Raw genomic sequence first — 6478 nt, forward strand, 5'->3', positions numbered from 1 at the left:
ATCCGGAGTATGGATAAAATGAAAAATAATTGTAGCGACGCAGTAAGGGAGATTCTGGACAACTATTTGGAACAGAACAATTATCGCAAAACCCCTGAACGATTTGCGATTCTCGATGCGGTGTATAGCTTCAATTCTTATTTTTCAATACAAGAACTTAGCGACAGGCTGATAGAACGATGCTTTCCCGTTAGCAGAGCTACGCTTTACAATACGGTAAGGCTGTTGATGAGTTTACGACTTGTTATATGCTTGAGACTGCAGGACGGTATACGCTATAAGGCGTGTTACTCGGATAATCACTGCACTCAGGTCTGTACTGTTTGTGGAAAGGTTACAGAGATAAAAATACCCGAGATTGCAGATGTAATTGACAGAACGCATTTGAGGCGCTTTCGCAAAGAAGGCTTCTCAATGCATATTTATGGTGTATGCAGCACCTGTCAGGCAATGCTTACGCGCTTGAAAAATAAAGAGAATACTGAAAAACAGGAGAATATAAATAAAAACAAATATATTAGTAAATATGGAAAAAGGCAAAGTTGATGTATTGCTAGGTTTGCAGTGGGGTGATGAAGGCAAAGGCAAGGTTGTTGATGTGCTTACGCCTCATTACGATGTGATTGCAAGATTTCAGGGCGGTCCTAACGCAGGACACACTCTCGAGTTTGAAGGCGAAAAGTATGTCCTTAGAAGTATTCCTTCTGGCATTTTCCAGGGTGGCAAGATTAACATTATTGGTAATGGTGTAGTACTTGCTCCGGATTTGTTTATGGATGAGGCTAAAGACTTGGAGAAAAGCGGTCATCCTTTGAAAGAGAGACTTTATATATCAAAGAAAGCCCATCTTATTATGCCAACTCACAGACTGTTGGATGCAGCCTATGAGCAGGCTAAAGGAAAAAACAAAGTAGGAACAACAGGTAAAGGCATCGGTCCTACATATACAGACAAGGTTTCGCGCAACGGACTTCGTGTGGGTGATATATTTGATAATTTTGAAGAAAAATATAATGCTCATAAGGCACGTCACGAGCAGATTTTGAAATCGCTTAATTATACTGACTATGATATTTCTGATGTAGAAAAGAAATGGATGGAAGGTATAGAATATATCCGTCAGTTCCATATTGTAGATTCTGAACATGTAATTAATAAGATTTTAAAATCTGGTCAGAATATATTATGTGAAGGTGCTCAGGGTACAATGCTTGATGTCGACTTCGGCAGCTATCCTTTTGTAACGTCTTCTAACACTATCTGTGCAGGAGCTTGCATCGGATTGGGAATCGGCCCTAACAGAATTGGCGAAGTATATGGCATAATGAAGGCTTATTGTACACGTGTCGGTGCCGGACCGTTCCCGACAGAATTGTTTGATGAGACTGGAAGTCTTATAAGGCAGCTTGGTCATGAGTATGGAGCTGTTACCGGACGTGAGCGCAGATGCGGATGGATTGACCTTGTTGCGCTGCGTTATTCTATTATGGTTAATGGAGTCACTCAGTTAATCATGATGAAGAGCGACGTGCTTGATGGCTTTGATACAATAAAGGCATGTGTAGCTTATAAACGCAATGGTGAGACCTTGACAGATTTCCCCTATAATATAGAGGAAGGTATCGAGCCTGTTTATAAGGAACTTAAGGGATGGAAGGCCGACATGACAAAGATGACCAGCGAGGAAGAGTTCCCGCAGGAATTTAAGGATTATATCAAATTCCTTGAAACAGAACTTGAAACTCCTATTAAGATTATCTCAATAGGTCCGGATCGTGCCCAGACAATAGTTAGAAAATAATACGTATAATTTCGTCCCAAGGATTGAGAATTTGTGGTGTGGATAATTGATGTTTTCAATATCCAGATTCATCATTCTCAATTCTTGGGTTTTATCTTAAATAAAGACAGATATGAACAAACCATCAATACCTAAGGGTACACGTGACTTTTCCCCGTTGGAAATGTCAAAGCGCAATTATATTTTTGATACAATAAGGTCTGTTTTCGCTCTTTATGGTTTTAAGCAGATTGAAACTCCGGCCATGGAAACATTGCAGACATTGCTTGGAAAGTATGGTGAGGAAGGCGATAAACTTCTTTTCAAGGTGCTCAATAGTGGAGATTATTTGAGCAAGATTGATCGAGAGGAACTTGTCAATGGAAATCCGTTGCATTTGGCTTCAAAATTATGTGAGAAAGGTTTGCGATATGACCTGACCGTTCCTTTTGCCCGTTTTGTCGTTATGCACAGGGATGAGTTGCAGTTGCCGTTCAAGCGTTATCAGATTCAGCCTGTATGGCGTGCGGACCGTCCTCAGAAGGGTAGGTATCGTGAATTTTATCAGTGTGATGCAGATGTAGTCGGCAGTGATTCGTTACTCAATGAGATTGAATTGATGCAGATTATCGATACAGTGTTTACACGTTTTGGCGTGCGTGTTCAGATAAAAATCAACAATCGTAAAATATTAACTGGAATAGCTGAATATATCAACGAGGCTGATAAAATAGTGCCTATTACAGTTGCTATTGATAAACTGGAAAAAGTAGGCCTTGATAATGTAAATGCTGAACTTGCAGAAGATGGACTCAGTAAAGAGGCCATTGAAAAGCTACAGCCGGTGATATCACTCAGCGGCAGCAATGAAGAGAAATTGGATGTTATAAGCAATATCCTCAAAGATTCAGAAATAGGAACAAAGGGTGTTGAAGAGCTTCGTTATATATTCGGCGTACTTGACAAGTCTAATCTTAAGAATGAGGTGCAGTTTGATTTGACTCTTGCAAGAGGTCTTAATTATTATACAGGAGCAATCTTTGAGGTTAAGGCACTTGATGTTCAAATCGGAAGTATTACAGGCGGAGGACGTTATGATAATCTTACAGGCATCTTCGGTATGCCAGGTTTGAGTGGTGTAGGAATCTCTTTTGGTGCAGACAGAATATTCGATGTCCTTAATGCATTGGATCTTTATCCAGAAAACGCAATGAGCGGAACTCGTCTGATGTTCATTAACTTCGGGGAAAAGGAAATGGCGTATTGTTTGCCTATTGCTGCCAAAGCCCGTGAGAACGGCATTGCTACTGAGATATATCCTGATGCAGCAAAGATGAAAAAGCAGATGAACTATGCTAATAACTGCAATGTTCATTATGTGGCTATTGCCGGCGAAAATGAGATAAATGAGAATAAGATAACTTTGAAGAACATGTTGACAGGTGAGCAGCGTCTGGTTGATGCTGATGAACTTGTGTCAATCGTTAAATCTTGACAGTGATTATGGGTAGAATAAAATATTTTCTTGTCCTTCTCCTGTGTGTGTTGTCACTATCTGCATATAAGAAAAATGAAAAAATTACAATCTTTATGATAGGTGATTCCACTATGGCTAATAAGGATATTAGTGGTGGAAAGATGGAGCGAGGATGGGGAATGATGCTCAAAAATTTCTTCACTGAGGATGTAATTGTTGATAATCATGCACTTAATGGGCGTTCTTCAAAAAGTTTCATTAGTGAGGGTCATTGGCAGAAGGTCGTGGAAAAAATAAAGCCTGGAGATTATGTCTTTATTCAGTTTGGGCATAATGATGAGAAAGACGATCCTAAACGACACACTGATCCAGGAACAACTTTCGATGAAAACTTGCGCAAGTTTGTTAAGGAAACAAGGATGAGAGGCGGCATTCCTGTTTTATTTAATAGTGTAGTAAGGCGAATCTTTACGAATAGTACAACAGCTGTTGCTGATGATGATACCCGTTCTAATTCGTCAGCTGATTTGGTTGAAGGTGATACATTGGTAGATACTCACGGTGACTATCTTTTGTCTCCTCGTAATGTTGCACGTGAGTTGGATGTGCCTTTTGTGGATGCAAATAAGATTACACATGATTTGGAACAGGGGCTAGGGCCGGATAAATCTAAAAAACTGCATATGTGGTACCTACCAAATGAAGTTCCTTCATTGCCAAAGGGGCGTCAAGACAATACTCACTATAATGTTTATGGTGCGTATGTTGTTGCCGGATTACTTGCTGATGCCGTTTCTGATGCTGTTCCAGAACTTAGACAATATCGTTGCAAGTATGATGCTTCAGTTGCAAGAGATGGAAGTGGATTGTATTTTGATCTGCAAACTGCTGTAGAGCATGTTCCTTCTGGTGTTAAGACAACTATCTTGGTAGGTGAGGGAAAGTGGAAGAAACCTGTAGCCGGTAAAGATAAGAAGATAGAATATATAATGAGGCAAGGGGCTAGTTTCATAAAATAGTTGATTATAATTATTACATTATGATCTGAACTTCAGAACCTTATTATATAAGTAATACTACGGTAAATATTTGTAACCTAGATTGTTATTGGGGTATTTGCAAATATTTACCGCTTTTTATTTTATTATCACGCAATTCTTCATGCTTATTCTTTTTCAAAAGTTATACTTTTGCGTTCCGTTTGTTATCCTTTTATCGTGTAAAAGGTATGCTTTTGTCCCCTAAAAGGTGCCCTTTTGCAGACAGCCCTCTGATTGGTGTGTTTTGCACTTGGCATAAAGCCGGCTTAAAAAGCCTATAACGTCCATTCTGTCTGCGTTTTATGGCGTTGCTGACTGCCAGTATGGCTTGCCGCACAGCCTTGTATTAATCCTGCCGTTCATGAATATTGCTGCTTCATGACAGGCTTGACCATAGCTTCGGCTGTCGTAACCGGCATCCGGCCGGCTGTTTTTTTCCTTTGGAATTCAAACTCCTTTAAATTCTGCCATCGGCCTTTAGTTTTTGCCATTAGCGTATGATTTTCATCCTTTCCGTCCGGTTTTATATCCCGTTCCTGTGTCACAAGTCTGCCTATTTCTTTTGTAAAATATAATAATGTGAAAGGTGTAAAATCCGCACTCAATATGTAAACGTCTGTTAAAATCGGTCTAAAATTAAAACTTTTTTCAGAAAACATTTGGCGGTTTGGCTAAAACCCCGTACTTTTGCATCCGCTTTTGAGAGCTGACGCTCCCTGAGCACTGAAGAAAGAGATCTTTGAGATACTGAAATATACAGAGACAAGAGTAGTACAAGAAACATCCTGCGGACATGTTCTGCAGGGAGGGTAAAGAATGAAAACCGTTCAATTTCTGCCGTGATATATATAATATGTATCTGCGGTCAAATACTACCGGATGGCGTTCTGAGCGACAGACTAACGGACACGGCCTTCGGGTCTGTGTCACATTATAAAGAAATTTTACAGTGGAGAGTTTGATCCTGGCTCAGGATGAACGCTAGCTACAGGCTTAACACATGCAAGTCGCGGGGCAGCATGAAGGATGCTTGCATTCTTTGATGGCGACCGGCGCACGGGTGAGTAACGCGTATCCAACCTGCCTGTTACCACGGCACAGCCCGTCGAAAGGCGGATTAATGCCGTATGTGGTCCTTTGCGGGCATCTAATTAGGACTAAAGGTTTAGCGGTAACAGATGGGGATGCGTCCGATTAGCTTGACGGCGGGGTAACGGCCCACCGTGGCGACGATCGGTAGGGGTTCTGAGAGGAAGGTCCCCCACACTGGAACTGAGACACGGTCCAGACTCCTACGGGAGGCAGCAGTGAGGAATATTGGTCAATGGGCGCAAGCCTGAACCAGCCAAGTAGCGTGAGGGAAGACTGCCCTATGGGTTGTAAACCTCTTTTGTGCGGGGATAAAGTGTGGGACGTGTCCCATATTGCAGGTACCGCACGAATAAGGACCGGCTAATTCCGTGCCAGCAGCCGCGGTAATACGGAAGGTCCGGGCGTTATCCGGATTTATTGGGTTTAAAGGGAGCGCAGGCCGTCCTTTAAGCGTGCTGTGAAATGCCGCGGCTCAACCGTGGCACTGCAGCGCGAACTGGAGGACTTGAGTACGCACGAGGTAGGCGGAATTCGTGGTGTAGCGGTGAAATGCTTAGATATCACGAAGAACTCCGATTGCGAAGGCAGCTTACCGGAGCGCAACTGACGCTGAGGCTCGAAAGCGCGGGTATCGAACAGGATTAGATACCCTGGTAGTCCGCGCGGTAAACGATGGATGCCCGCCGTTGGGTTTTAGAATTCAGCGGCCAAGCGAAAGCGTTAAGCATCCCACCTGGGGAGTACGCCGGCAACGGTGAAACTCAAAGGAATTGACGGGGGCCCGCACAAGCGGAGGAACATGTGGTTTAATTCGATGATACGCGAGGAACCTTACCCGGGCTTGAATTGCAGGAGAACGATCCAGAGATGGTGAGGCCCTTCGGGGCTCCTGTGAAGGTGCTGCATGGTTGTCGTCAGCTCGTGCCGTGAGGTGTCGGCTCAAGTGCCATAACGAGCGCAACCCCTGTCCATAGTTGCCATCAGGTCGTGCTGGGCACTCTGTGGAGACTGCCGCCGTAAGGTGTGAGGAAGGTGGGGATGACGTCAAATCAGCACGGCCCTTACGTCCGGGGCTACACACGTGTTACA

General features: G+C 43.1%; 5 protein-coding genes and 1 rRNA gene (1 of these 6 running past the window's edge). 5 read left to right on the forward strand and 1 reads right to left on the reverse strand.

All coding sequences use genetic code 11. The features are described 5' to 3' along the window. The first annotated feature begins 18 nt into the window (after positions 1 to 18). The 4 genes from EJL04_RS03460 (at position 19) to EJL04_RS03475 (ending at position 4276) form a co-directional block, all read left to right on the forward strand. Positions 19 to 546: a Fur family transcriptional regulator gene (locus EJL04_RS03460; protein WP_021854890.1), complete on the forward strand. Its 528-nt coding sequence runs from the start codon at positions 19 to 21 to the stop codon at positions 544 to 546. Next, positions 527 to 1801 carry an adenylosuccinate synthase gene (locus EJL04_RS03465; protein WP_021854891.1) on the forward strand — a complete coding sequence of 425 codons (1275 nt, stop codon included), beginning with the start codon at positions 527 to 529 and terminating at the stop codon, positions 1799 to 1801. Before EJL04_RS03460 ends, EJL04_RS03465 begins: the two co-directional genes overlap by 20 nt. Before the next feature lie 112 nt (positions 1802 to 1913). After that, positions 1914 to 3275 carry a histidine--tRNA ligase gene (gene hisS / locus EJL04_RS03470; protein WP_125104069.1) on the forward strand — a complete coding sequence of 454 codons (1362 nt, stop codon included), beginning with the start codon at positions 1914 to 1916 and terminating at the stop codon, positions 3273 to 3275. Positions 3276 to 3283: 8 nt separating this feature from the next. Beyond that, positions 3284 to 4276 (forward strand): rhamnogalacturonan acetylesterase, encoded by a 993-nt coding sequence (locus EJL04_RS03475; protein WP_053399096.1) that lies wholly within the window; start codon positions 3284 to 3286, stop codon positions 4274 to 4276. A 380-nt stretch (positions 4277 to 4656) separates the two neighbouring features. Here the strand turns inward: EJL04_RS03475 and EJL04_RS03480 are convergent, their stop codons facing one another. Continuing rightward, entirely contained in the window at positions 4657 to 4956 is a 300-nt protein-coding gene (locus EJL04_RS03480) for a hypothetical protein (protein ID WP_125104070.1), read from the reverse strand. Positions 4957 to 5243: 287 nt separating this feature from the next. Here EJL04_RS03480 and EJL04_RS03485 point away from each other — a divergent pair. Next, positions 5244 to 6478, forward strand: a 16S ribosomal RNA gene (locus tag EJL04_RS03485) (it continues 295 nt past the right edge of the window).

It is taken from the genome of Prevotella marseillensis (assembly GCF_900625065.1).
GTDB classification, from domain to species: Bacteria; Bacteroidota; Bacteroidia; order Bacteroidales; family Bacteroidaceae; genus Prevotella; species Prevotella rara.